The organism is Moraxella sp. CTOTU47724, assembly GCF_032014955.1.
In the GTDB taxonomy this organism is placed as follows: Bacteria; Pseudomonadota; Gammaproteobacteria; order Pseudomonadales; family Moraxellaceae; genus Faucicola; species Faucicola tetraodonis.
Map to the genome: position 1 here is coordinate 1 of NZ_DALZSV010000101.1, position 2,675 is coordinate 2,675.

General features: G+C 44.9%; 3 protein-coding genes. All 3 read right to left on the bottom strand.

Annotation, left to right across the window (positions count from 1 at the left end):
- Positions 1-20 precede the first annotated feature (20 nt).
- Entirely contained in the window at positions 21-1,808 is a 1,788-nt protein-coding gene (gene tnpC, locus RTR63_RS11640; protein WP_312524422.1) for an IS66 family transposase, read from the bottom strand.
- A gap of 75 nt (positions 1,809-1,883) precedes the next feature.
- Positions 1,884-2,246, bottom strand: a complete 363-nt coding sequence (tnpB, locus tag RTR63_RS11645) for an IS66 family insertion sequence element accessory protein TnpB (RefSeq protein WP_050326033.1) — start codon at positions 2,244-2,246, stop codon at positions 1,884-1,886.
- On the bottom strand, positions 2,243-2,675 hold a 433-nt coding region (locus RTR63_RS11650), incomplete at its 5' end, for a transposase (RefSeq protein ID WP_312524424.1). The genes RTR63_RS11650 and tnpB, both read right to left, overlap by 4 nt.

Sequence of the window (2,675 nt, forward strand, 5' to 3'; positions counted from 1 at the left end):
AGTAAGCATCCGACCAACCCCTATTGCATTTTCCAAACATGAGGCAGGAGCTCATCAATATCCTTATCTTTATGGGTAGGCAGACGTTTAAGCACATCAGACAAGTAGGCATAAACATCCAACCCATTCAAACGAGCCGACTGGATAAGCGACATAATCACCGCAGCACGCTGCCCACTTTTAAGCGATCCTGCGAATAACCAATTCTTACGCCCGAGCGCCCAAGGACGCATCTGATTCTCCGCCCAATTATTATCAATCGGCAAACTGCCATCCTCAAGATAACGTGTCAGAGCTTGCCACCGTTTTAAGCAATACTCGATTGCTTTGGTAATACTTGCGTTCTTGGTTGTGCCTAACCTTTTTTCCTGTAACCAACGATATAACGCTTTGGCAATCGGTTTTGCGTGTTGTTGCCTGATGGCAACTACCGTTGTAGCGACTCTAGGGCTTGGCGTCTCATTTTTCTCAAATAACGCATCAATCTGGCATTCAACCGCATACAGCTTTTGAAATAATGCCAACGCTTCATGAGCCACCAAACTCTGACCCTTGATATGAAGCTCATGGAATTTACGTCTGGCATGAGCCATACAGCCGACTTCGATAACCGCTTGCTTTTGATTAAACAAACACTTATAGCCATTGTAATCATCGCAAATGAGCTGACCCTGCCACTTATCTAAAAAGGCTTTGGGGTGTTCATTTCGCCTACTTTCGGCAAAGTCATACACCACGGCTTTAAAACCACCATAGCTTTGACAATGTTGTGGGGTCAGATACGCCCAAACATAGCCTTGCTTTAACTTACCCTTATTGTTATTAAACTTTAAAATATTGACAGGGGTTTCATCGGCATGCAGAATCGGTTGGGTTAATAGTAATTCATGCAAGGGTTTCACCAGTGGCTCAAGGGCGACACCACAGCGTCCTACCCAGTCTGCCATTGTTGAGTCGGATAAATGCACGCCACTTCGCCCATAGATTAGGCTTTGACGGTATAGTGGCTGATGATCAGCAAATTTGCTAATGATGATGTGGGCTAGTAGCTCAGCGGTGGCAATGCTTTTAACGATGACCCCCGCAGGGACTTTGGCTTGAATTAGGCGGTGATTTTGGTTTTGGGTGTCGTCAATTGGCTGTTTGCTAAAAGATTGACGTTGGCAATGCTGACAAGCGTATTTGGGATAGATGTGGCGTTCACGGTAAAAGCAAGCAGGGATAAGTCCGAGTTTGTCTTGTACGTCTTCGCCAATTTGTTTCATTTGACAGCCACAACCACAAGTGATTGATTCAGGCTCATGAATGATGGTTCGGACTTCTAGGTTATCAGGGATGACAATACGCCGCTCGCGTTTGGGTTTCGCTGGTTTGTTGTCATCTGAGTTTGTGTCGGTTTGCTTACTTTCACTTTGGGTGATAAGCATTTGGCTATCTGTATTGACCGATTCGTTTGTCGATGCAGTATGGCTGTCGTTATCAAGCTCGGCTTGAGCATTGTCTTTAATTTGTTCAAGGGCAGATAGGTCTTCTAGAGCAGATTCTTTGCCCAAATGGTCTTGTTTGGGCGTTAATGCTTCGTTCTTTTGTCCAAATAGTTGGTGAATGAGCAGTTTTTGTTTTTCGATGAGATGTTCGATTTGAACCTGATAGGCTTTAAGCTGTTTTTCGTATTGTTGCTGCTGCTCTCGTAGACGCTGTTGATACGCATCTTGCTGCTGTTTTTGTTGTTGTTCAAGCAGGGCTATTTTAGCCAATAGTTCAGCGTAGCTAGGATTGGTTAGGTCGGTTGGGCTGTGATTGGTCATGGCGCTATGTTGCCATAATCACTATAGCTTGTCAGCGAGTTGGTTGTGATAGTGGGAATTTTTTAATGTTATGATTCAGATGACGGGGGTGAGTATCTCTTTGCCTAAGTTGTGCCAAGCTAATCCGCTGATAAGGGCGTTAAATTGTTGTTGATTGATGGCAAACCCTGTGTTTTGGTTGGATTGGCTGTGATGTCGCATGAGACGTTCACTGAGTCCATGAAATTTGCTGTCATCTAGAGTTCGGCTACACAGCCAAACGCCTAGTCCGTCATGAATGAGCACTTTTAGCCGTGTCCCTGTTTTGTTGTAAAATAGGTAGGCACAGTGCGGTTTGATACCATGGTGTTTTTCTAGAATAAAGGCGAGTAGTTTGTTGCTGCCACTTCGCATGTCCATGGCTGTCGTGGATAGCCAGATTTGGTTGATTTGTATCATTGTAAGCCCCGTAGCAGTTCAATAAGGCTATGGGTGTCAATTTGAGCAATGCTTAACGTTATTGGCGTCCCGTTATGCTTAGGGATTTGAAGCTGTATGCCTGTGAGGGTTGGGGCGAAGGCAGTTGCTTGCGGTGTTATTTCGTGCTTGGTTTTATGTTGCAGGATAACGGGTAAGAAAGCAGGCTCAGACCCATGATCAATGAGATTGGTTTCGATATTTGAGCTGGCTAATGGTTGAGATAAGGTTGCTGCGATTTTCTCGTCTCTGACAGATTTTATCCATTTCTGTAGTAAATTTGGGTTGATGCCGTGTCCTTGAGCTAGGCTAGCAATCGAGCGTTTGCCTGTTAAGGCTTGTTCTACGAGATAGGCCTTGAGTTCTTTGCTGTATGTCCGTCGTTTTGGTTTGGTTGTGTTTGTCTGTGCC

Bases quoted from the DNA above. Each gene is read 5' to 3' on its own strand.
- tnpC (WP_312524422.1), bottom strand. From the start codon at position 1,808: ATGACCAATCACAGCCCAACCGACCTAACCAATCCTAGCTACGCTGAA.
- tnpB (WP_050326033.1), bottom strand. From the start codon at position 2,246: ATGATACAAATCAACCAAATCTGGCTATCCACGACAGCCATGGACATG.